At 41.9% G+C, this 20,064-nt stretch carries 21 protein-coding genes; 10 read left to right on the top strand and 11 right to left on the bottom strand.

Going from position 1 to position 20,064, the window contains the following annotated elements; genetic code table 11:
- The first annotated feature begins 467 nt into the window (after positions 1-467).
- Positions 468-1,118 carry a hypothetical protein gene (locus tag A7Q09_RS10940; RefSeq protein ID WP_244228524.1) on the top strand — a complete coding sequence of 217 codons (651 nt, stop codon included), beginning with the start codon at positions 468-470 and terminating at the stop codon, positions 1,116-1,118.
- Positions 1,036-1,212: a zinc ribbon domain-containing protein gene (locus tag A7Q09_RS11445; RefSeq protein ID WP_394346615.1), complete on the top strand. Its 177-nt coding sequence runs from the start codon at positions 1,036-1,038 to the stop codon at positions 1,210-1,212. Before A7Q09_RS10940 ends, A7Q09_RS11445 begins: the two co-directional genes overlap by 83 nt.
- A gap of 231 nt (positions 1,213-1,443) precedes the next feature.
- Here the strand turns inward: A7Q09_RS11445 and A7Q09_RS04655 are convergent, their stop codons facing one another.
- Entirely contained in the window at positions 1,444-1,998 is a 555-nt protein-coding gene (locus A7Q09_RS04655) for an NADPH-dependent FMN reductase (protein WP_134390133.1), read from the bottom strand.
- 176 nt (positions 1,999-2,174) lie between these two features.
- Here A7Q09_RS04655 and ald point away from each other — a divergent pair, with 176 nt between their 5' ends.
- Positions 2,175-3,281, top strand: coding sequence for an alanine dehydrogenase (gene ald, locus A7Q09_RS04650; RefSeq protein ID WP_134390132.1), 1,107 nt, complete (start codon positions 2,175-2,177; stop codon positions 3,279-3,281).
- A gap of 10 nt (positions 3,282-3,291) precedes the next feature.
- Here the strand turns inward: ald and A7Q09_RS04645 are convergent, their stop codons facing one another.
- From A7Q09_RS04645 to A7Q09_RS04625, 5 genes are all read right to left on the bottom strand, one after another.
- Positions 3,292-3,966 carry a biotin/lipoate A/B protein ligase family protein gene (locus tag A7Q09_RS04645; protein WP_134390131.1) on the bottom strand — a complete coding sequence of 225 codons (675 nt, stop codon included), beginning with the start codon at positions 3,964-3,966 and terminating at the stop codon, positions 3,292-3,294.
- Between the two features lie 247 nt (positions 3,967-4,213).
- Complete coding sequence (locus tag A7Q09_RS04640) at positions 4,214-4,705, bottom strand: FKBP-type peptidyl-prolyl cis-trans isomerase (RefSeq protein WP_166791922.1); 492 nt, start codon at positions 4,703-4,705, stop codon at positions 4,214-4,216.
- A gap of 101 nt (positions 4,706-4,806) precedes the next feature.
- Positions 4,807-5,691 (bottom strand): polyprenyl synthetase family protein, encoded by an 885-nt coding sequence (locus A7Q09_RS04635; protein WP_244228523.1) that lies wholly within the window; start codon positions 5,689-5,691, stop codon positions 4,807-4,809.
- Positions 5,692-5,698: 7 nt separating this feature from the next.
- On the bottom strand, positions 5,699-6,073 hold the full coding sequence (locus A7Q09_RS04630; protein WP_134390129.1) for a hypothetical protein: 375 nt from the start codon (positions 6,071-6,073) through the stop codon (positions 5,699-5,701).
- Positions 6,066-6,251: a hypothetical protein gene (locus A7Q09_RS04625; RefSeq protein ID WP_134390128.1), complete on the bottom strand. Its 186-nt coding sequence runs from the start codon at positions 6,249-6,251 to the stop codon at positions 6,066-6,068. Before A7Q09_RS04625 ends, A7Q09_RS04630 begins: the two co-directional genes overlap by 8 nt.
- 714 nt (positions 6,252-6,965) lie before the next feature.
- Here A7Q09_RS04625 and pstS point away from each other — a divergent pair.
- The 5 genes from pstS to A7Q09_RS04600 are packed head-to-tail and all read left to right on the top strand — an operon-like array spanning position 6,966 to position 12,033.
- The gene (pstS, locus tag A7Q09_RS04620; protein WP_134390127.1) at positions 6,966-8,108 is read left to right on the top strand and encodes a phosphate ABC transporter substrate-binding protein PstS; all 1,143 of its coding nucleotides are present in this window, start codon (positions 6,966-6,968) and stop codon (positions 8,106-8,108) included.
- 20 nt (positions 8,109-8,128) lie between these two features.
- Positions 8,129-9,154 (top strand): phosphate ABC transporter permease subunit PstC, encoded by a 1,026-nt coding sequence (pstC, locus tag A7Q09_RS04615; RefSeq protein WP_134390126.1) that lies wholly within the window; start codon positions 8,129-8,131, stop codon positions 9,152-9,154.
- Between the two features lie 2 nt (positions 9,155-9,156).
- On the top strand, positions 9,157-9,996 hold the full coding sequence (gene pstA / locus A7Q09_RS04610; RefSeq protein ID WP_134390125.1) for a phosphate ABC transporter permease PstA: 840 nt from the start codon (positions 9,157-9,159) through the stop codon (positions 9,994-9,996).
- Between the two features lie 14 nt (positions 9,997-10,010).
- Positions 10,011-10,832 carry a phosphate ABC transporter ATP-binding protein PstB gene (gene pstB, locus A7Q09_RS04605; RefSeq protein ID WP_134390124.1) on the top strand — a complete coding sequence of 274 codons (822 nt, stop codon included), beginning with the start codon at positions 10,011-10,013 and terminating at the stop codon, positions 10,830-10,832.
- Positions 10,833-10,878: 46 nt separating this feature from the next.
- On the top strand, positions 10,879-12,033 hold the full coding sequence (locus A7Q09_RS04600; protein ID WP_134390123.1) for a bile acid:sodium symporter family protein: 1,155 nt from the start codon (positions 10,879-10,881) through the stop codon (positions 12,031-12,033).
- On the opposite strand, the gene A7Q09_RS04595 is transcribed toward A7Q09_RS04600, so the two are convergent.
- From A7Q09_RS04595 to A7Q09_RS04575, 5 genes are read right to left on the bottom strand one after another with little or no spacing between them, the layout of a single operon-like run.
- Positions 12,016-12,777 carry a succinate dehydrogenase/fumarate reductase iron-sulfur subunit gene (locus tag A7Q09_RS04595; protein ID WP_134390122.1) on the bottom strand — a complete coding sequence of 254 codons (762 nt, stop codon included), beginning with the start codon at positions 12,775-12,777 and terminating at the stop codon, positions 12,016-12,018. The two genes, A7Q09_RS04600 and A7Q09_RS04595, sit on opposite strands and share 18 nt — an antisense overlap.
- Positions 12,774-14,729: a fumarate reductase/succinate dehydrogenase flavoprotein subunit gene (locus A7Q09_RS04590; protein WP_134390121.1), complete on the bottom strand. Its 1,956-nt coding sequence runs from the start codon at positions 14,727-14,729 to the stop codon at positions 12,774-12,776. The genes A7Q09_RS04595 and A7Q09_RS04590 overlap by 4 nt, the downstream gene beginning before the upstream one ends.
- Positions 14,730-14,744: 15 nt before the next feature.
- A complete protein-coding gene (locus tag A7Q09_RS04585; protein WP_134390141.1) occupies positions 14,745-15,434 on the bottom strand; it encodes a succinate dehydrogenase cytochrome b subunit in 690 nt (229 codons plus the stop codon).
- A gap of 56 nt (positions 15,435-15,490) precedes the next feature.
- Positions 15,491-16,255: an HAD family hydrolase gene (locus A7Q09_RS04580; RefSeq protein WP_244228522.1), complete on the bottom strand. Its 765-nt coding sequence runs from the start codon at positions 16,253-16,255 to the stop codon at positions 15,491-15,493.
- Positions 16,209-17,534, bottom strand: coding sequence for a folylpolyglutamate synthase/dihydrofolate synthase family protein (locus tag A7Q09_RS04575; RefSeq protein ID WP_134390119.1), 1,326 nt, complete (start codon positions 17,532-17,534; stop codon positions 16,209-16,211). The genes A7Q09_RS04580 and A7Q09_RS04575 overlap by 47 nt, the downstream gene beginning before the upstream one ends.
- A gap of 316 nt (positions 17,535-17,850) precedes the next feature.
- Here A7Q09_RS04575 and A7Q09_RS04570 point away from each other — a divergent pair, with 316 nt between their 5' ends.
- Together A7Q09_RS04570 and A7Q09_RS04565 are read left to right on the top strand one after the other, a co-directional pair.
- The gene (locus tag A7Q09_RS04570; RefSeq protein ID WP_244228521.1) at positions 17,851-19,188 is read left to right on the top strand and encodes a hemolysin family protein; all 1,338 of its coding nucleotides are present in this window, start codon (positions 17,851-17,853) and stop codon (positions 19,186-19,188) included.
- A gap of 86 nt (positions 19,189-19,274) precedes the next feature.
- On the top strand, positions 19,275-19,943 hold the full coding sequence (locus A7Q09_RS04565; RefSeq protein WP_134390117.1) for a lysophospholipid acyltransferase family protein: 669 nt from the start codon (positions 19,275-19,277) through the stop codon (positions 19,941-19,943).
- The last annotated feature ends 121 nt before the right edge of the window (positions 19,944-20,064 follow it).

Genomic DNA, 20,064 nt, shown 5'->3' with positions numbered 1-20,064 from the left:
AAGCTTCAACAAATTTGCGCGGGAGTCCCCGCCTTTCAAGGCGGCAGAGGGATAGCGCCGCCGCGCAGCGGCGATGCTTTACAACTGAAACATAATACTCGTAAACATGAATGAATTGCAAGCCACCCAATCGCTGAGGTGCAAACTGAAGCTCCTGCTCACTAAAGAGCAGGAGGAGGCGGTGCGGTGCACGGCGTTGGCTTACCGTAACGCCCTGAATCACACATCCACTGTCGCTTTTGTGGGCGGGAAGATATCGCAAGGCAAGAAACTGCAAAGGCTGGTGTCCCAGGATTTGCGCAAGAGGTTCGGGCTGCCAGCTCAAATGACATGCAACGTGCCCAGACAAGTGGCTGCGGCCTAAAAAACCCTCTGGGAACGCGCCAAAGCGGGCGCGGCCCATAAAGCGAAAGGCTAGATCGGCCCGGCGCTATAAGGGTCTTGACAAGGCATACAGATTCACTGCCATGACCGTGACTTTGAACCATCGCCAGGACTGGTCCTTGGGCAAGGAACAAACGGTCAGCATAGGGACTTTGGGCGGAGGCATCCGGTGCCGATACGAAGGATGGAACCGGCATCTGGAGTGGATGGCGCGGGCCCAGGGAGCATGGCATCACACTGGGCGGGGCCCTGCTCTGGCAGGACCCTGCATCCAGGGCATGGTAGCTGCTGGTGTCCGTCGAAAAGGCTTTGGACCGGAACCCGCAAGCCCCATCACCACGGTCAAGGGGGTGGACATGAACCGCTGGAACATCGCGGTGGAATTCAATACCAGAGGCAAATGTCGTTTTTATCCTGGTGGACATCGAAGGAATCTGGCCAAGCGTGCCGCCAGTAGACGAAGTGCGCTGCAAGCGAAGGGCACTTGCAGAGCCACACGCGATGGTAGGCATGGAGGGGCTAAAGGCTATCCGTTATCGAACCAAGCGGAGACAGTTGGAGAAGGTTTCCGTCAAACGCCGCAAGGAGAGCACTTGGGGTTTTGCGGAGGGGCAAGCCAAGACGGCTTACAAAATCCGGCTGCCGTTCGGAGTGCCGGTTTGGGTGGCTGCGGATTCCTCAAGCCAGAGGCGGCCGGTTTGCGAGCATGTTGGACGGGAGAATCAGCCCAATAAGGGACTGCTGTTTGTATGCGCCCATTGTGGGTATACGCTCCAGGCCGATTTAGTGGCTGCCAGAAACATCAGCATGCGAACGCTTTTCATCTAGCAAGACTGGATGAGGACGGGGCGATTGTCAGCCGTCCTTGAAGCATCGGGCGATGAAGCCAAAGTCGCACGCCTTTTGAGATACGCGCAAGCTGCGGTGGAGCCTGGATGCAAGCTCCGTTCTTTAGGACGGAGTAGTTGACTAATGTAGCATGCGAATTTCAATCGCGTAGAGAGTTGGATTTTTCTAGGCAGAAAAAATGGAAGGGAATAAAGCTAAGAAGGATACTCATTAGGGTTCCTTTGCATGAATTTGGTTCCTTTGCATGAATTCTAGAAAATTCTTTGATTGCTCCATCATTTTTCTTTGGACATTTGGCTCTTCAATAAAACTTTTGTTATTAAAAAGTTCGTCAATCTTTGGCAGATACAGCGAAAAAGGGAAAATCAACGCTCTTCTATAGAACAATATAGATTCTAAATGCATTGATGCTCTCATAGTACCAAAATTTCCACGAGTTACCCCAACCAGACATACAGGCTTTTTTTCAAGAGCCTCTTGGCGAGGCAGCAAGTCAATGTATTGCTTTAAAGGACCAGGGATACTGCCGTTATATTCAGGAAAAACGAAGACAAGTCCTTGAGAGTCTATTGTTTGGTTTATCATTGGGAGGATTGATTGAGGAGTTTTTTTAAAAGACGTCCCTGACCATGCTTCTTTAGGCATCAATCCTAAATCAATGATGCTAACTTTTTGTTCAAGTTTTGAATAAATCCTTGCTAGTTGAGCAGCTACAAGCCGACTTTTACTGCCTACTCGATTTGTACCAACAACTATTCCAATCATAGCCATTTCCAGAGCATAAGCATTGTTGTTGAAAAAATGTTATTTAGTCCATGCGCTAACACTTCTTAGCATTTAATAAGTTACAATAATCTATTAGAAAAGAATAATCTTTTGTTGCCTTTACAGTAGAGACAATTAGCGCAACTATATTTATTCATTTATCCATTATTGGAAGTATGCGTATTGGAATTCCAAAAGAAATCAAAGAAGGGGAAAATAGAGTCTCTCTTAGCCCAGCCTGCGTAAGAAGCCTGGTGGAATCTGGTCATACGGTTTTAGTGGAGTTGGATGCAGGCAGGGAGAGTGGTTTTACAAATGAAGAATACCTTAAAGCGGGGGCTTTGCTGGTATCGGCAGAGGAGGCGTGGGGTAGCGATCTGGTGGTTAAAGTCAAGGAGCCCCTAGAAACTGAATATCGTTTTTTCAGAAAAAACATGATTCTTTTTACCTTTTTACATCTCGCTGCTAACCGTCGGCTCACTGATGCCTTACTAGAAAAAGAGGTTACGGCCATCGCTTATGAAACCCTTAAGCTGCCAGATGGCACTTTACCACTTCTTATTCCAATGAGTGAAATTGCAGGAAGAGTGGCAATACAACATGCTGCTCGGATTCTGGAAAGAAACCATGGAGGTAGGGGCATTCTTTTGGGCGGGTTACCGGGGGTTGAGCCAGCACGAGTCGCTATTGTAGGAGGGGGAACAGTTGGCACAAATGCCTTGAAAATGGCCTTGGGTCTTGGCGCTGATCTTACAGTTTTTGATATTTGTCTTAAAAAATTACGTTTATTAGATGACCTCTTTGGAGGAAAGATTAAAACTATTATGGCAAACCCTTACACCATCGAAGAAAGGATCAGTTCGTTTGATCTTTTGATTGGCGCGGTGTTAAAGCCTGGCGGGAAATCTCCCAAAGTGATTAGCAAAGAGATGATTGAAAAAATGCGACCAGGTAGTGTGGTCATGGATATTTCGATCGATCAGGGAGGCTGTATTGAAACCATTGATCAACCTACGACCCATGACAATCCAACTTTTATAAAATCTGGAATCATCCATTATGCTGTAGCTAATATTCCAGCAGCTGTCCCTAGAACAGCAACCTATGCTTTAACAAACGCCACATTCTATTGGATCAACCTTTTAGCCAATCATGGATTGATGGCTATCAAGTATGATCCAGCGATTAAAACAGCTATCAACACGATAAGAGGCGAACTAACCTGTAGAGCCGTAGCCGAGGCCTTTAGCATGCCTTGGAGTCCCATTGAGAAATTTCTCTAACTGAACCGTTTTAACGCATATAATTCCATTCTTTGGTTTTATACTTTTTTATTTCGAGTTCTTTCGCCAAAGACCACACCGATTCAGAGATTTTATCTTGCTGAAAATGAATGCCAAAAGTCTCTTCAAAGCCTCTGACAATCCCTCTAAGCATGTCATCAAAGTAAATGCCTGTAGGGAGCTGAATACTTCCTTGATGAAGCAATCCCTTGCGATTTCTTCTTTGCGCCGCCCCTGCAATTTTCTCCTGTCCCCACATCAAATCATGTTTAACTGGTTTCTGAAAACAAAAAGCTCCTTCCTGTTTCTTTTCTCCGCCATAAAGGGTGGTTTCTACTCCTAACTTACTCATTCCCACCCCAATAGCCTTATGTATAGAAAAATAGGTATCTGTGGCAGCAACCTTACAGAAAAAATGATCTTTAGGAACAACCAAAGCATAGACACAATCTTTTCCATGTTGGACAGCGCCTCCGCCAGTATAACGGCGGACAAATTTTGTATCCGGGGAAACTTCTTTCCATTTTTGAAAATAGCCAATCGATAGCATTGGTTCTAAAAACTGGTATATCCGCAACAGTGGGGTAGAAACAAAATCCAGATAGGCTTCGTCAAGGGCCATATTGAATTCCCCTAGAAATGGCCCTTCAATAATCAAGCTCCAGCTTTGTTGTGGATGCTTCATTGTCTTTCTTCCTATTTTACATAATTTTTCAAAAATGACACTCTTGGCTGAGCTACCTCTAGCCCACTTCTACTGAGAAGTTCCTTCAACCTACCTAGGCCTCTCCTATAAGAAAAGGGGCTTGTACATTCTATAAAGATCCCACTTATTTTCTTATGACAAAATAGAGGCTTTTGAGTGCGTTTTTTTCTTCGTAATACTAGAAAGCTTCTCTCTCCGCCTAGAGCTATGTGCCAAAGAAAAAAACTTATTCTACTTTCAGTACTTCTATATCAAAAATCAAAGTGGCATTTGGAGGAATGACATCTTCTACTCCTTCAATCCCATACCCTAAATCTGGAGGTATAATCAATCGCCTTTTTCCTCTCTCTTTCATTGTGGAAACCCCTTCTTCCCAGCCTTTAATCATTCGACTCACGCCAAGAACAAAGCTAAACGGTTTGCCCCTGGAAAGAGAGCTATCAAAAATCTTGCCATCTTCTAGCTTTCCCACATAGTTCAGAGTAACTCTTTTTCCGGGAGCTACGGGATTGCCCGATCCAACAGTATAATCGATATATTTGAGGCCTGATGGAGTCGTAACGATTTTTTCAGAATCTGATTCGTGAAAAGGTTTTGCAGCGAAAAAATCATCCTGGCCAAATAGGAAGCTTTGGCCTGAAAATGAAATTACAGCTCCAACAAAAAAAAGCACAATGAAAATCCTTTTAAGGAAAAAATAAGAAGGGGTTGCACTCATTGCTCCTATGTATATGTAGAATTCATCTCACATACAAGATCGTTTTTTTGATGGGGTGCTACCAAACAGAAAGAAATCAAAAGCAAGAAACGACTCTTTGTTTACCTTTTTCTTGCTAGCAAATAATTAGCTAACTCCGATAGGAGCCTCCCGTTTTCTCCAAGAGCTGAGGCATAAGAGAGAGATTTCTGGGTATAGTAGGCTGCTGCTTTTTTTGAATACTCAAGTCCCATAATTCTTGGGTAAGTAGCTTTTTTGGCTCTTTGATCTTTTCCAGCACTCTTGCCCAAAACCTCAGTGGTTTGAGTGACATCTAAAATATCGTCGATGATCTGGAAAGCCAATCCAAGCGATCTTCCATATTTTGTTATTAGCCTTAAGGTTTTTTCATCGGCGTTAGCACTCATTGCCCCCAATCTCAATGCCACTGTGATGAGCGCTGCTGTTTTCCGACAATGAATATAACGAAGTTGGGTCAAACCGATGTCCTTGCCTTCGGATTCTAAGTCAGCAACTTGACCAGCCACTAAGGCACGACTGCCTGCAGCCCTCGCTAGCTCCCAAATCATCGTGGACAATGGATAGTTAGATCCTAACGGAGAGCATAAGCTGGCAATCTCAAAGGCAAGAGCTAGCAAGGCATCCCCAGTAAGAATAGCCATAGCTTCTCCATATATTTTATGGAGGGAAGGTTTGCCCCGTCTAAAATCATCATTATCCATGCTGGGAAGATCATCATGAATTAAAGAATAAGTATGAATGCATTCCACAGCACATGCCATAGGCAAAGCACAATCAGTTGCCATACAAACAGTATGAGCCCCAGCTAAGCAAAGAATTGGCCGAAGCCGCTTGCCCCCAGAAAACAAACTATAGTCTATAGCTTCATGAAGGATTCTAGGCTTCTTCGATTTGTCCATAACATATTTTCTTAAAGCCGACTCGACGATCCCTTGCTGATTTGCAATATAAGCTTCGATTTCCATAGCTTTATCATCCATCAAATTGGATTAAACAATCGATATTCTCTTTTGGCGGTCTTTGAGAGAGAATGGGACATTCATTTTCTTTTAACTCCTCCCATGCCCTTTCAATAATTTCAGAATCCATCCATAACGAAAAATCTCCACTATTCAACTTTTTTAACACATCATCTTTTAAAACCAGGCTAACTGAAAGAAAAGGATGCATACTTAATCCAGCAGCTACTCTCAATGCTTCAGCAAAGCGAGGACTTTTTTCTGGATCAGCTTCCACCTCGATAATAACCGTTTTTTTCTCTTTTCTTGGGACTTCCTCCTCTCTCTGTGTATAATCCTCAAGCATAGTATGCTTCTTTATTCTATGTTCCAATGTTTTTTTACTCACCCATGATTGCTCTTAAGGAAAGAATCAAAACAGGAATGAGAAGTTTCGATGAGAAGAAAGCAGTCATCCCTCTTTCCTCCTCGCCTTTCTTTGGAAATAGGTTTCGATTTACCAGGCCAAGTATCTTTTGACAATATCCAAAAGTCCCTTCTAACACAAAAGCCTCATTTCTCTCCATTCGAAGCTTCTCTTTTTTCCTCCTAACTACAAAGTCTCCACTGAATAAGATCGAGAGCTTCTTCTCCTCACCCATTAAAGGATTAGTTAGAGTTTTTCAACACTACAAGCCTAAGCAACAATGTACTCCCTAGCTATTTTTCTCCTTCTGCCCCATACTAGCCAGTCTTTTTCTGACGACATAAACAACATTGAATAAAGTTTGAAGAAAGCATTTGCAAGAATTTTGCAAGAAGAGAATTGCTCCCTTCTTTTCCCATTACTTTATTCAACTTTCCCTCAAGCATTCCTTGTATGCTCTGAGCATTCGCTTTACAAAATCAATTCCCGCCCTTTTGTTTTTGGACCGGTCAGATCCCTTAAGCTATATTGCCAAGATAGAAGATAGAACTTTCCTTGATGTTTCTTTTCTTTCGTATGCAGGGCTTTATTGCCTCTACAACGCCAGATTCTTATCCATACTATGTCTCCTTTGGCTATCTTCAAACAGAGATCTTCTTTCAAAGGCTCCTTTGGAGTAGATCTATCGGCCCTTTAGAAAGAATAGGGGAATCTTGGTATCAAATTGGTAAAAGCAATGAAAAAATCTAATCCTAATTTTGTTTGGATTTCAAAGAAAACATGTAATAATAATAAGGTTTCATCAATAAGGCCTCCCTCTATTGAGGTTTGAAAAGAACAAAGAGAAAGCATCCACAAATCGTGGATAAATAAAATGTCTTTTTTTCAAAAACTTACCTTTTTTTTAGGAGTTTTAACCATTCCGTATTTATTAGGAATGAGCGGGCTATTCTTTGGACACAGCCCTCCTATTCTGAATGGTGCTGGGGGTAGCTTTCCTTATCCTCTCTATTCGAAATGGTATTTTGAATACACTAAAATCGATCCTTCTGTCCGCTTTAACTATCAACCTATAGGATCGGGAGGAGGGATTCATCAGCTCTTAAGCCATACAATAGATTTTGCCGGTTCCGATAGCCCAATTCCTGATAGTCTCATCACTGGCTCTTCAAGAGAAGTAATCCATATCCCCACAGTGGCTGGGGCTGTCGTCATCGCCTATAATTTGGCCAATGTCCCCCTTTTAAACCTCAACAAAGAAACTCTTAGTGGCATCTTTCTTGGTGAAATAACCCGCTGGAACGATCCTCGAATTGTTTTTTTAAATCCACAAGCAACACTGCCAGATCTTCCTATCGTCGTGATCCACCGATCAGACGGAAGTGGGACGACTTATATCTTTACAGAATATCTTTCTAAAATAAGTCAACGCTGGGCCATTCTTGCAGGAAAAGGCACTTCGGTGCGTTGGCAGATTGGTATAGGTGCCAAGGGCAATGCTGGAGTTGCTGCAGCCATTAAAACAATTAATGGGTCCATTGGCTATATCGAATTGGCTTATGCTCTACAAAACGGCTTTCCCATGGCAGCGATTCAAAATCAAATTGGACAGTATGTGGCCCCTTCAATGGAGAGTGTCACAAAAGCCTTTCCTCGGTCTTTTGATCACAAAGACTTTCGGATCTCCTTAACGGATTCAGCTGAAGAAGGTGCCTATCCTATCGCTGGGCTGACTTGGATTTTGCTGAATATTAACTCGACTCCACCATTAAGATTAGAGTGTCTTATTAAATTTTTATCTTGGGCTTTAACCGATGGCCAAACCTACGTCCTGCCGATGGATTATGCCCCCTTACCTTCCTCTCTTCGGCAAAATGTCCTGCATTTACTGGAGGAGGTGAGAAGGAAAAATTCTTTATCTGCGTTTCCATGGAGCCAACGGAGGTCTTGTTGGCTCTTAGTAGGAAAAGAGTGTAAAATTAGTTGTCCAAATCTAGCCATTTTTAAAAATAAATAACTAAATCGAATAGAGCACTTATGGGAAGGATGCTTTTTTCTTCTCAGCACAATACAGCCAATAACGATCCTTTTGAGCGAGCACTCGCCAACAGAGGCCAGAAATTCAAAGAAAATATTTTTACTCTTCTTGTTTATTGTTGTGCTTTTACGCTGCCTACCTTGCTCGTATTTGCAGCTTATGAGCTAACGACAAAATGCATGCCAACTGTCAGCAAATTCGGGATTTCCTTTCTGTTTAATCATGATTGGAATCCTGTATCCGGCCATTTTGGAGCATTACCCTTTCTCTATGGTACAGCCATGTCTTCTGGATTATCTTTATTGATCGCATCCTTCTTAGGCCTTGGAACAGCCCTTTTCCTTACAGAATTTTCTCCACGATGGATTCAAAAGCCCCTCATTATCTTGATCCAAATAATATCTGCCATTCCTAGCGTTGTTTGGGGACTGTGGGCTTTATTTGAACTAATCCCCTGGTTGCAAAAATATGTTGTCCCTTTTCTCAAAGACCACTTAGGATTTCTTCCCTTTTTCCAGGGTAATTTTTATGGAGTGAGTATGCTTTCGGGCTCTCTGGTTGTCGCTATCATGATTCTTCCAATCATGATCTCCGTTACCATAGAAATGATCAAATCGGTTCCATCTATTTATAAGGAAGCGGTCTTTGCTCTTGGCTCTACCCACTGGGAATCGATCCGCATCGGAGTCTTGCCTTTTATCAAAAAAGGGCTTTTGGGTGTTGCTATACTCGGACTTGGCAGAGCAATAGGAGAAGCCATGGCTGTAACCATGGTCATTGGCAATAAGCCCGAGATATCTCTTTCGCTTTTGTCTCCCGCCTATACTTTGTCCAGTGTGCTTGCAAATGAATTTGCTGAATCAACATCCGAACTTCACATTAGTGCTCTTTATGAAATTGCTCTTCTTTTAGGGGCAATAACCATCGTAGTGAATCTGCTCGCACAGCTTTTCATCCATGGATTAGAACCCTTGGATTTCACTAAGTTGTTTGGAAAAGAAAACCAAAAGAAAAATTTAAGTTAAATATGAGGGTTGCGTTTTATCGATTTAGAAAATTAGAAAATATCCTTGTTCAGCTGCTCTGTGCCTTTGCTTCCTTTTTTGTTATCTTACCCTTTGTACTTATCTTAGTTTATCTGATCGTTGCTGGAGCCTCCTCCATTAATTTCGATTTTATTACTCAATTGCCAAAACCGATTGGAGAAAAAGGTGGAGGAATGGCAAATTCCATAGTGGGAACCCTTATTCTGATGGGCCTAACTTTTCTGATCGGCACTCCCATTGGGATACTCAGTGGAGTATTTGTTTATGAATATGGCAATGAGAAGCTAAGAAAAATCGTTCGGTTTTCTGCCGATCTCCTCAATGGGACTCCATCTATTGTTATCGGTATTTTAGTTTATGGTTGGATTGTTTCTCCAATGCATGGATTTTCTGTGATGGCTGCCTCGATTGCCTTAAGTCTTATATTTATCCCCCTAGTCTTACGGACTACTGAAGAATCCCTACTCCTTGTGCCAAAGGAACTGCGAGATGCTGCCTTGGCTTTAGGGATAAGAAAGTGGAAAGTAGTGTGCTATGTCTTGATAGAAACAGCGAAGCAGGGCATTTTATCTGGAATTCTCGTCGCGCTTGCTAGAATTGCTGGAGAAACAGCCCCTCTACTCTTCACCGCTTTTGGGAATCAATATTGGACCTATAGACTTGATGAACCCATCTCAGCCCTTCCCCTTCAGATTTTTGAATACGCTATTTCCCCTTATGAACAGTGGCACCGGGATGCCTGGGCTGGTGCCCTCGTGCTACTTTTATTGATATTTCTCCTTCATCTTTCTGTACGAATCCTCTTAAAGAAGAAAAGCTAACAAAAAAAGAACACATGACCAATAAAAGTCCTTTTTCTTATCCTTCTCACCCTTCCAATCCAGATTCCAATCCAACAGGCCCATTCGCCTTTGAGATTCGGGATTTAAATGTCTGGTTTGGTACGAAGCAATCTCTTTTTAATATCTCGATGAATATCTTCTATCAGCAGATCCTTGCTATTATTGGACCGAGTGGTTGTGGAAAATCGACCTTTTTACGCTGTTTAAATCGTATGCATGAATTATCTCCCGGAGTCAGAGTCGAAGGCTCAGTAAAACTGATGGGTAAAGAAATTTATGCTGCAGATGTCGATCCAACTTTGATTCGAAGAAGGGTAGGAATGGTATTTCAAAAATCTACTCCCTTTCCTACTATGTCCATAGAAGAAAATGTCTTGATAGGATTGAAACTAGCAGGCATCCGCAATCGATCCTTTTTAGAAGAAAGACTCGAACAGTCCCTTCGAATGGCTGCATTATGGGATGAGGTAAAAGACAGACTGGAGGCCCCAGGCACAAGTCTGTCTGGTGGGCAACAACAACGCCTATGTATAGCCCGTGCCATTGCTGTACAGCCCGAAGTCTTGCTAATGGACGAACCCTGTTCAGCCCTTGATCCGATTGCCACCGCTCAGATCGAAGAGCTCATTGTCAGTCTCAAAAAAAACTATACCATTGTCCTAGTCACCCATAACCTGCAGGAAGCAGGAAAAACATCAGACTATACAGCTTTTTTCCTCGGCGGCAAGCTGATTGAAATGGATTCAACAAAGAAACTTTTTACCAATCCACGGCACAAATTTACAGAGGATTATATTACAGGGAGATTTGGCTGATCGTTTTTTTCACAAAAGATACAACTTTTCTTCAAAACCAAGCGTTATGCACAATTCAGAGGGGTTTCTTCTAATGGGCCTTCATAGGCTTTTTGATGTGATTCATAAAAAATTTTTTTTCTTTTTGATTCTCTCCTATTTGTTGGCTGCTTTATTCCCAGAAGCTGGTCTTGAGCTCAGAAAGATAACCCTCTTTCATTGGAATCTTTTAGGAGTAAGAGAAGAAATTACTTTTCCAATATTCCAGCTCTTTATCCTGCTTTTCAATGGAGGCTTTGGGGTAAAAATCAGAGATTTCATAACCCAATTCTCCAAACCACTGCCTTTGATCCTAGGCGTTTTTTTTAATTTTATCGTTCCTTGTCTATTCGTTTCACTTTATTGGCTTATTTCTAGCCTATGGCATAATCCAAAGGAACGGTACGATCTTTTTGTGGGTCTAATCCTGATTATAGCCATGCCTATTGCCGGTTCTACCATTGGCTGGTCGCAAAATTCAAACGCCAATATCCCTCTTAGCCTTGGATTAGTCTTCTTTTCCACACTCCTCAGCCCCCTTTTAACTCCAATGATTTTTCATGCAGCAAAAGTTTTGGGCGGAACCTATGAACCGGGACTATTTGGACATATTAGCCATCAGATCAACAGCCAATTCCTCATTCTAGATATTGTTATACCCTCCTTTTTAGGAATGTTCGCTAGGCTTATATCTGGGAATGGAGTCTATGAAAAGGTCATCCGGATTATTAAACCACTAAATGAAATAAACTTATTGGTTTTAATTTATTCCAATGCTGCTACCGCCCTTCCCTTTATAATACACAAGCCTGACACTGATTTTTTCCTTTTAATCGGCATCGTCGTCTTTCTCCTTTGCTTGATAAGATTCCATGCTGGCCAATGGATAGGAAGTCTCTTTCATTTTGGTGAGCCTACCAAGCGCTCCCTCATTTATGCTCTTGGCATGAATAACAACGGGATGGGGCTAGTCCTTAGCAATGCTGTAGTTGGCAATCAACCTTCCATTATCTTGCCTATAATTCTTTATAACCTTTTTCAGCAGATTATGGCTGCTGCTTTTTATTCCTCATGGACCAAGAAAGACAATCTTGTTGGAACTTCAACAGAAGACTCCGCTGTCACCAAAGGAAAACAGCTGGCCCAAAAATTCAAAAACTACAGCTCAGTTAATCCACCCTAATTTCTTCATCCAAGCACTTGTTAGATACTCTCGGTACATTCTAGAAATGACTTCAACCGAAATTGCTTTAGGACAAACCGCCTCACAGGCTCTTGTAAAACTACAAGCTCCAAATCCTTCTTTGTCAGCTTGTCTAACCATTTGAAGCACGCGTTTTCGCCTTTCTGGCTGTCCTTGCGGCAATAAAGAAAGATGCGCTATTTTCGCTCCCACAAACAGGGAAGCAGAACTATTCTTACAGACAGCCACACAGGCACCACAACCAATACAATGGGCAGCATCAAAGGCTTTCTCAGCAACATCATGAGGTATAGCAATAGTATTGGCCTCAGGAGCTTGACCAACCAAGGTGGAAATAAATCCTCCGGCCTGCATAATCCTATCCAAAGCTGAACGATCGACAATGAGGTCCTTGATCACTGGAAAGGCTCGGCTGCGAAAAGGCTCCACAATGATTTCTTGGTCATCCTTAAATTGCCGCATATAGAGTTGACAAGTCGTAATTCCAAAGCCCGGGCCATGGGGTTTCCCATTGATCATAAGGGAGCAGCTACCGCATATGCCTTCCCTACAATCAGAATCAAATGCAACAGGTTCTTGGCCTTCGGATATTAATTTTTCGTTCAGAAAATCAAGCATTTCTAGAAAAGACATATTGGGATTGAGTCCATCTAAGGCATAAAAGACAAAATCCCCTTTTGCAGCTCTAGAGGGCTGACGCCAAATCTTCAATCTTATTTTCATTTGTAACTTCTGATCGCAAATTGGGTTTCCTCATAAACAAGAGGCTCTTTGACTAACAAGGGGGTATTTTCTTTTCCTCTATAAAACCAGACAGAGACGTAGGCAAAGTCTTTATCGTTTCTTATCCCTTCTCCTTCAGGGGTTTGATATTCTTCTCTAAAATGGCAGCCGCAGGATTCTTCCCTGCTTGCCGCATCCATACACATGAGCTCAGCGAGTTCTAAGTAATCGGTCAGTCTAGAAGCATATTCAAGGGATTGATTGAGTCCTTCGTTTGCCACTCCCACCTTCACATCTTTCCAAAACTGCTCTCTTAGTTCTATAATTTGTGACACTGCTTCTTTTAGACCACTGCCGTTTCGTATCATTCCGCATCGATTCCAAAGAATCGCCCCAAGTTCTTTATGAAACTGACTCACTGTCTTTTTCCCCTGAATGGACAAAAGTTTTTTGTTCTTTTCTACCGCCTCCTTTTGTTGAGCTATAAACTCTGATCTATCCGGGGAGATTTTCTTAGGTTCTACTCTAGCCAAATAATCCCCAATGGTGATAGGTAAGATAAAGAAGCCATCGGCTAGCCCCTGCATTAAGGCACTGGCACCAAGACGATTCGCCCCATGATCCGAAAAGTTCGCCTCCCCAAGAACGAATAACCCAGGAATGGTAGACATCAAATAATAATCCACCCATAATCCTCCCATAACATAATGAACTGCCGGATAGATTCGCATCGGGGTCCTATAGGCGTTTTCTCCAGTGATATCTCTATAAATATCAAAAAGATTACCGTATCGTTCCTTGAGATAGTCTATTCCCTTCTGTTTGATCGTATCCGAAAAATCAAGATAGACTCCTTGTCCGCCGGGTCCAACGCCACGGCCCTCATCACAGATCCGTTTTATTGCCCTTGAAGCAATATCGCGAGGGACAAGATTGCCATAGGTCGGATAAAGTCTTTCAAGGAAATAGTCGCGTTCGGATTCAGGAATTATCTCCGGAGCCCTTTTATCTTCCTTTCTAGAAGGAACCCAAATCCGGCCGTCATTTCGAAGGGATTCAGACATCAGGGTAAGCTTTGATTGATAATCTCCAGATACAGGAATACAGGTCGGATGGATTTGGGTAAAACATGGATTAGCAAAAGCTGCTCCTCTTTTGAAAGCTCGCCATATAGCGGTGGCATTGGAACCACGGCCATTGGTCGACAAATAATAGATATTGCCATATCCACCCGTCGCCAATACTACCGCATCAGCACTATAAGCGGATATTTCTCCTGAAACAAGATCTCTCGCAATGACCCCTTTGGCATGCCCATCGACAAGAACAATATCCAAAATTTCTGTCCGAGGATGCACTACTACTTTCCCTAAGGCTATCTGCCTACATAAAGCGCCATAGGTAGCAAGGAGCAGCTGTTGGCCAGTAGCTCCCCTTGCATAAAATGTCCTTGAAACCTGAACTCCCCCAAATGACCGATTTGCTAGCATGCCTCCATATTCCCTAGCAAAAGGGACCCCTAAGGCTACACAATGATCGATGATTTTCGTACTGATTTCAGCCAGGCGATAAACATTGGCTTCTCTGGCTCTAAAATCTCCTCCTTTGATCGTTTCATAGAAAAGCCTATAGACACTATCGCCGTCGTTACGGTAATTTTTTGCTGCGTTTATTCCTCCCTGCGCAGCCACACTATGAGCCCGCCTGGGACTGTCCTGAATACAAAAAGACTCCACATTATAGCCAAGCTCTCCAAGCGCTGCAGCAGCGGCTGATCCCGCCAGACCAGTGCCAACGACAATGATTCTATATTTTGGGCGGTTATTGGGAGAAACAAGCGGTATGCTTCGTTGAAGCTTCTGCCATTTCTGACTTAATGGACCAGAAGGAATCCTCGCATCTGATACTGGAAATTCAACACCTCTTCGATGATCTACAGCTGAAATTTGCATTTTTACTCTCTTTTCTTAATGAATTAGCCTCAAAAAAATGGCTATTGGGACGATAAGAAAGCCGACATATAAAATTAAAGCAAAGGCATGCGCAACAATTTTTTCCCAGGGAAGCGATTTACTATTAACAAATCCCAATGAGTTAAGAAAACTTTCTAGGGCATGCCGAAGGTGGAGGAACAAAACAGATAGTGAAAAAACATAAAAGAAGGTCACCCAGGGATTCTGAAATCCCACTATGACCATCGTTCGAACATCTGGAATCATTTGTTTCGATAAGGGGAAAAGAAAGTTTTTGAAAAATCCAAAAGGAGGACCTTTAAAACTAAAATGATAAAGGTGGAATAGTATAAAAACTAAAACGATCAATCCAGAGACTATCATTGTCCTAGACTCAAAACTGGCTTGGTTTGGAAGTAAAAGTTTGTAGGGCTGAGGCCGAGCCTCTCGATTAATTTTCCATAATTTTATGGCGGTGCTAACATGAACAATCAATGCTCCAAGAAGGAATAACCGCACGGACCAAAGAACTAGAGGATTCGATTTCAAATAATAAGCATACACATTCATATAATAGGGAGGCAGAAAGACTTGCCAGTTCCCCAGCATATGAACTATTAGAAAAAGAAATAAAACTAAGCCGCTAAGCCCTAAAATGAACTTCAAGCCTATGGTCGAAAAGGATCGAGGTGGTTGGGAAGACATCAAAAAATATAATAATAAAATAAATTTTGTGAGCAATTCTTTTTTTTAATCTATCCTCATTTCCCATAAGAGCTTTTTTGAAGTTGAGATAAAAGATCAAAAAGATTGACAAAAGGTCTTTTCAAAAGAAAAAAACGGATTTTTTCTGAATACGGAAAAATCATCTGTGGGTCATCCTCGACAAAAAAAACCGTTGAACTCACTTTGGTTGTTTTTAAAAGGACCAAGTGATAGAATAATGCTTCTGGTTTGGCCACTCCCCATTCTGCGGATAAAAAAATGTCTAAAAAATATTGTCTTATCCCCCATTCCATCAGGACTGTTCGAGCACGACTGTCCCAATTGGATGCAACAAACAGAGGGAAACCAAGGGAAGACATCTTTTCAAGAGCGCTCATAACTTCTGGATAAGGCTTCCAAGCCTCTTTTTGGGAATAATAAGAATACAGTTTATTGAAATAATCAAAAAAGAAAGAACCCAGGGGGATTCCACTTTCTTGGAGCACCGTTTTGACAATTTTTTCCCAAAACATTTTATCATCCCCATCTTTGGGAATCGTTCCTTGAGGCCGAAGCTTAAAAAAATCAAAAACTTTTATAAAATTATTGTGCATAACCTTTGGATCGCTTCTAATGCCGTATTCTATAAGCAATTTCGAATAAACAACGCCCACAGGCAATGCCGTCTGTAGAAGTGTTCCAACTAGATCGAAGACTATAGCCGGCCTTTTCATTTTTTTTTCTGCCCGCCAATGACAAAAAATAGGCCCTTTCTTATCCATCCAATAATTCATTCCACTTGAATTCTTCTTTGTCTTCATATTCCTCGACCAAAATTTGGCCAATTAAGTAGAGGGAGCCGGTAGCTAAAATCGGCCGTAGGGAACCATCCACAGAGGGTATGAACTCAGCCCACGAGGGGCAGATTTGTGTTTTAATACCATCAAAAAAAGGAAGAAGTTCTTTTGGTTCTAGAGCTCTAGAGGTAGGTGGTTTGATTAAAGTTACCATGGAAGCATTCCTTTTAAGAATTTCAGCCATCATAGGAAAGTTTTTGTCTTGGAGGACTCCAAAAACTAAATGATAAGGTTCAGTTCCAACAATCCGTTCCCAGTTTGCAACTAGCTGCTTTGTCGCTGCCACATTATGGGCTCCATCAATAATGCACAAAGGAGCTCTGCGAAGGAGTTGGAATCTTCCAGGCCAGCAAACCGTTCTAAATCCCTCCTGCATCCATTTTATGTCCATACTATTTTCCTTAGCAAAAAGGAGCCGAAGGGCAGCAAAAGCACAGGCCGCATTATCTAGTTGATGGATTCCAGTTAAACCTAAACAAAAAGGAATATTCGCAATTTCCACCCATTGTCTTTCATAGTCCATTTTTAAGGGCTTTATCTCAACCGATTGGCAGATATCAATGCACTCTGCCCCTTTTTCCAATGCCCTCTTTTTTATGACAGCCAAGGCTTCTTTAGGCATTTTACCAACAATCACAGGAACCCCTTCTTTGATAATCCCAGCTTTTTCTTCCGCAATCGATTCTAAAGTGTCTCCTAAAAATTGGGTATGATCATAATCGATGTTGGTAATGATAGACAGCCTAGGATTGACAATATTGGTGGCATCTAAACGACCACCCAGACCCGTCTCCCAAACCACCCACTCCACCTGGCATCTGAAAAATTCTAAAATGGCTACCATTGTAATAATTTCAAAAAAAGTACAGCCAAAATCTTTCTTTCTTTGTTTAATCCTTTCAATCTTTTCTTGAATTTCCAAGACCCAATGACTAAATTGTTCTTTGGAAATTGGATGCCCATTAATCTGTATTCTTTCCCTAATAGTAATGAGATGAGGCGAAGTATAGAGACCGGTCTTAAATCCACTCCTTTTCAAGGCTGAGGCAATAAATGCAGCTGTAGAACCCTTGCCGTTAGTGCCCGCAATATGAATAAAATTCATTTTTTCATGAATATTTCCCATTTCCCTGGCCAGCTCTATAATGTTTTGCAGGCCAAGTTTCATCCCTACTGTTCTGGTTTGACCAAGGAACTTAAGAGCTTGCCTATAGAATTGATCTTCCGAAAAAGGATTATTCATTCCTGTTGCAATTTTTTTGTTTTTTAAATCTTTATGCTTGAGAATGGGTTCGATAAGAAAAATTATTTTCTCTGATGTTTTTGTTTACATGTTGCGAAAAATTAAAAAGGAACCTCACACCGTGCAACCCCTTATCCCTTCTTTTTTTTGTAGCTTCCGTTTCACTTTTTTTACACTTCTATATTTATTGCTTGAAAAATTAAAGTGAGTAAACTGGTAGCATCCTCATCCATAGATTTTACTCTAGCAACTTCCTTTTTATTATCCCTTCCCGTTGTACCGCTTTCTTGTATCCATCATGAACAACTGGTTTGAAATGAGCTGGAAACCCCTGCTTATTGTTTTTCTAATCCTTGCAAATGGGTTCTTCGTTGCTGCCGAGTTCGCCATCATCAAAGTGAGGATAACCGAACTAAAACTTCTTTTAAAAACAAAAGATTGGCGGCTGCCTCTAGCTCTAAAGATCGTTCAAAATCCAACCCTATTTTTATCAGCTACCCAAATTGGGATTACCCTTTCTAGTCTAGGCTTAGGCTGGATAGCAGAACCGGCTATGGCTGGATGGATAAAAGCTCTGCTCTTCCGATTAGGCATCTCTCATGACATAACTTTAAATTCTCTTTCCTATTTGTTTGCTCTCTGCTTGATTACCTTTTTGTCCATTGCTCTTGGCGAATTAGCCCCAAAGTTTTTGGCGCTTCAATATGCCAGAAAAATTATTCTTTTTACAAGTCCCATCCTTACTATTTCTTCCATCCTTTTTTATCCTGCAATCTCTATCCTTAACATTTCTGCCAATTGGGCTCTCAAGCTTCTTGGATTCGAATCTCCCAAGACAACTGGTCGTTTCGGCCAGAGCATATCTATGGATGAACTCCAGCAAATCATCATGCATTCAGCCCACGCCCATCCTTTTGATGAACTAATTAACCGGATCATGATCAAGGCACTACGACTAAAAAATACAACTGCCCAACAAGTAATGGTGCCTAAAGATAGAGTGGTTGTTCTCTGGCTTAATCAACCAATTCAAGAAAATCTTAAAATCGCTCAACGATCCGGTTATAGTCGCTTCCCCGTATGTGAAGGCTCTATCGATAATCTGGTTGGGATGGTCCTGCTTCAGGAACTTCTATGGCAATATATAACACTTGGAGAACAAACAAAACTTTCTTCTCTTCTAAGACCCGCTCTCATTTTCTATCCCTCTACCCCCTTGCCCGTAATGCTTGAAAAATTTCGTAAGGCCAGAACCCATCTGGCAATTGTTAAGGATAAAAATGAAAAAGTTATAGGCCTTGTCAGCTTTGAAGACGTATTAGAAGAGTTAGTAGGCGACATTCGAGACGAATTTGACATTGAGAAAGGACCAATCTATGAACTGACCAAAGAGTACGCGGTAGTAGATGGAGATCTTCCCTTAAGAGATTTAGCCAATGAAACAAATTGGCCTCTGCCTACTGACACCACTCAAACGGTTTCCGAATGGTGTTTTGATAAAATAAAAAGGCAACCTAAAAAAGCTGAAATGTTCTCCATAGATGGATTTAATATTGTCGTTGAAGAGGTAAGTCCACAGAAGATAAAAAGAGTTAAACTCATTCGGATCCAAGAGCCAACCGAAGAAGAAAGCTTCTTTGAAGAAGGACACTAAAAATTCAATTACATCATTGTCATTGGAAAGTAAGAAAAATATTTTTTAGTAATTTTTTTGAAATAAAATAAGTTTTTTTCCTACCTATGTCCCACATCATTTTTCGCCCCTCCTTGATCACAGAAGCTAGGAAATGGGCAAGAGGAAAATTTTCTCCTGCTTTTGCTGGTAGCCTCATTCGCAATTTAGCAAAAACGCTCCACTATGAGCTCCATGATCCTTTTGGAATTGTCAGCTCTCCCCCCAGTACCCCGCTTATCTTCTCCTTTTGGCATAACCGCCTCTTCCTGATGCCTTATCTATACAGAAAACATTTTCCATCCAGAAAGCTCATTGCCATGGTGAGCGGTAGTAACGACGGCAAATTTCTGAGTCGACTCTTAGGACAATTCAATCTTTTCCCAGCCTCAGGTTCCTCTTCAAAAAGAGGCATTTCAGCTTTTAAAAGAGCCATTCAAGCAGCCAAAAAAGAAGGCTTTGATATAGCGGTCACCCCTGATGGCCCTCGAGGCCCTTGTTATTCCTTTCAAGAAGGCGTGCTTCAACTGAGCAGGCTTTCTGGCTTTCCCATAGTAGCAGTCAGTTATCATCTTGAAAAAAAAATAGAATTAAACAGTTGGGATCGATTTCAAATTCCCCTTCCATTTAGCAAGTGTACTATTTTTGTAGGTCCTATTTTTTCGATACCCAAAAATATAACCGAAGAAAAACTGCTTGAACTGAAAACCGAATTATCGATAGCACTTTCTAGGTAATTGACATCCTCCCCATGCCTAAAGGCAGGGGATTCCTGGAGATAACTGACCAGATTTAGCCAGGGCAAGCTCTCCGATGAGGGTGTTGAGGTTTTGATAGACCCTGACATTCTCATCGGCC

The sequence above is a fragment of the Methylacidiphilum sp. Yel genome (assembly GCF_004421185.1).
Taxonomy (GTDB): domain Bacteria; phylum Verrucomicrobiota; class Verrucomicrobiia; order Methylacidiphilales; family Methylacidiphilaceae; genus Methylacidiphilum.
This window is presented reverse-complemented; position numbering and strand designations above follow the sequence as displayed.

What these genes read in the sequence shown, in the direction of transcription:
- A7Q09_RS04640 (WP_166791922.1), bottom strand. Translation starts at nt 4,705, where the DNA reads ATGAGTGCAACCCCTTCTTATTTTTTCCTTAAAAGGATTTTCATTGTG.
- pstB (WP_134390124.1), top strand. Translation starts at nt 10,011, where the DNA reads ATGACCAATAAAAGTCCTTTTTCTTATCCTTCTCACCCTTCCAATCCA.
- ald (WP_134390132.1), top strand. Translation starts at nt 2,175, where the DNA reads ATGCGTATTGGAATTCCAAAAGAAATCAAAGAAGGGGAAAATAGAGTC.
- A7Q09_RS04595 (WP_134390122.1), bottom strand. Translation starts at nt 12,777, where the DNA reads ATGAAAATAAGATTGAAGATTTGGCGTCAGCCCTCTAGAGCTGCAAAA.
- pstC (WP_134390126.1), top strand. Translation starts at nt 8,129, where the DNA reads ATGGGAAGGATGCTTTTTTCTTCTCAGCACAATACAGCCAATAACGAT.
- pstA (WP_134390125.1), top strand. Translation starts at nt 9,157, where the DNA reads ATGAGGGTTGCGTTTTATCGATTTAGAAAATTAGAAAATATCCTTGTT.
- A7Q09_RS10940 (WP_244228524.1), top strand. Translation starts at nt 468, where the DNA reads ATGACCGTGACTTTGAACCATCGCCAGGACTGGTCCTTGGGCAAGGAA.
- A7Q09_RS04565 (WP_134390117.1), top strand. Translation starts at nt 19,275, where the DNA reads ATGTCCCACATCATTTTTCGCCCCTCCTTGATCACAGAAGCTAGGAAA.
- A7Q09_RS04570 (WP_244228521.1), top strand. Translation starts at nt 17,851, where the DNA reads ATGAGCTGGAAACCCCTGCTTATTGTTTTTCTAATCCTTGCAAATGGG.
- A7Q09_RS04580 (WP_244228522.1), bottom strand. Translation starts at nt 16,255, where the DNA reads ATGAAGACAAAGAAGAATTCAAGTGGAATGAATTATTGGATGGATAAG.
- A7Q09_RS04585 (WP_134390141.1), bottom strand. Translation starts at nt 15,434, where the DNA reads ATGTCTTCCCAACCACCTCGATCCTTTTCGACCATAGGCTTGAAGTTC.
- pstS (WP_134390127.1), top strand. Translation starts at nt 6,966, where the DNA reads ATGTCTTTTTTTCAAAAACTTACCTTTTTTTTAGGAGTTTTAACCATT.
- A7Q09_RS04600 (WP_134390123.1), top strand. Translation starts at nt 10,879, where the DNA reads ATGCACAATTCAGAGGGGTTTCTTCTAATGGGCCTTCATAGGCTTTTT.
- A7Q09_RS04575 (WP_134390119.1), bottom strand. Translation starts at nt 17,534, where the DNA reads ATGAATAATCCTTTTTCGGAAGATCAATTCTATAGGCAAGCTCTTAAG.
- A7Q09_RS04635 (WP_244228523.1), bottom strand. Translation starts at nt 5,691, where the DNA reads ATGGAAATCGAAGCTTATATTGCAAATCAGCAAGGGATCGTCGAGTCG.
- A7Q09_RS04625 (WP_134390128.1), bottom strand. Translation starts at nt 6,251, where the DNA reads ATGGAGAGAAATGAGGCTTTTGTGTTAGAAGGGACTTTTGGATATTGT.
- A7Q09_RS04590 (WP_134390121.1), bottom strand. Translation starts at nt 14,729, where the DNA reads ATGCAAATTTCAGCTGTAGATCATCGAAGAGGTGTTGAATTTCCAGTA.
- A7Q09_RS04645 (WP_134390131.1), bottom strand. Translation starts at nt 3,966, where the DNA reads ATGAAGCATCCACAACAAAGCTGGAGCTTGATTATTGAAGGGCCATTT.
- A7Q09_RS04655 (WP_134390133.1), bottom strand. Translation starts at nt 1,998, where the DNA reads ATGATTGGAATAGTTGTTGGTACAAATCGAGTAGGCAGTAAAAGTCGG.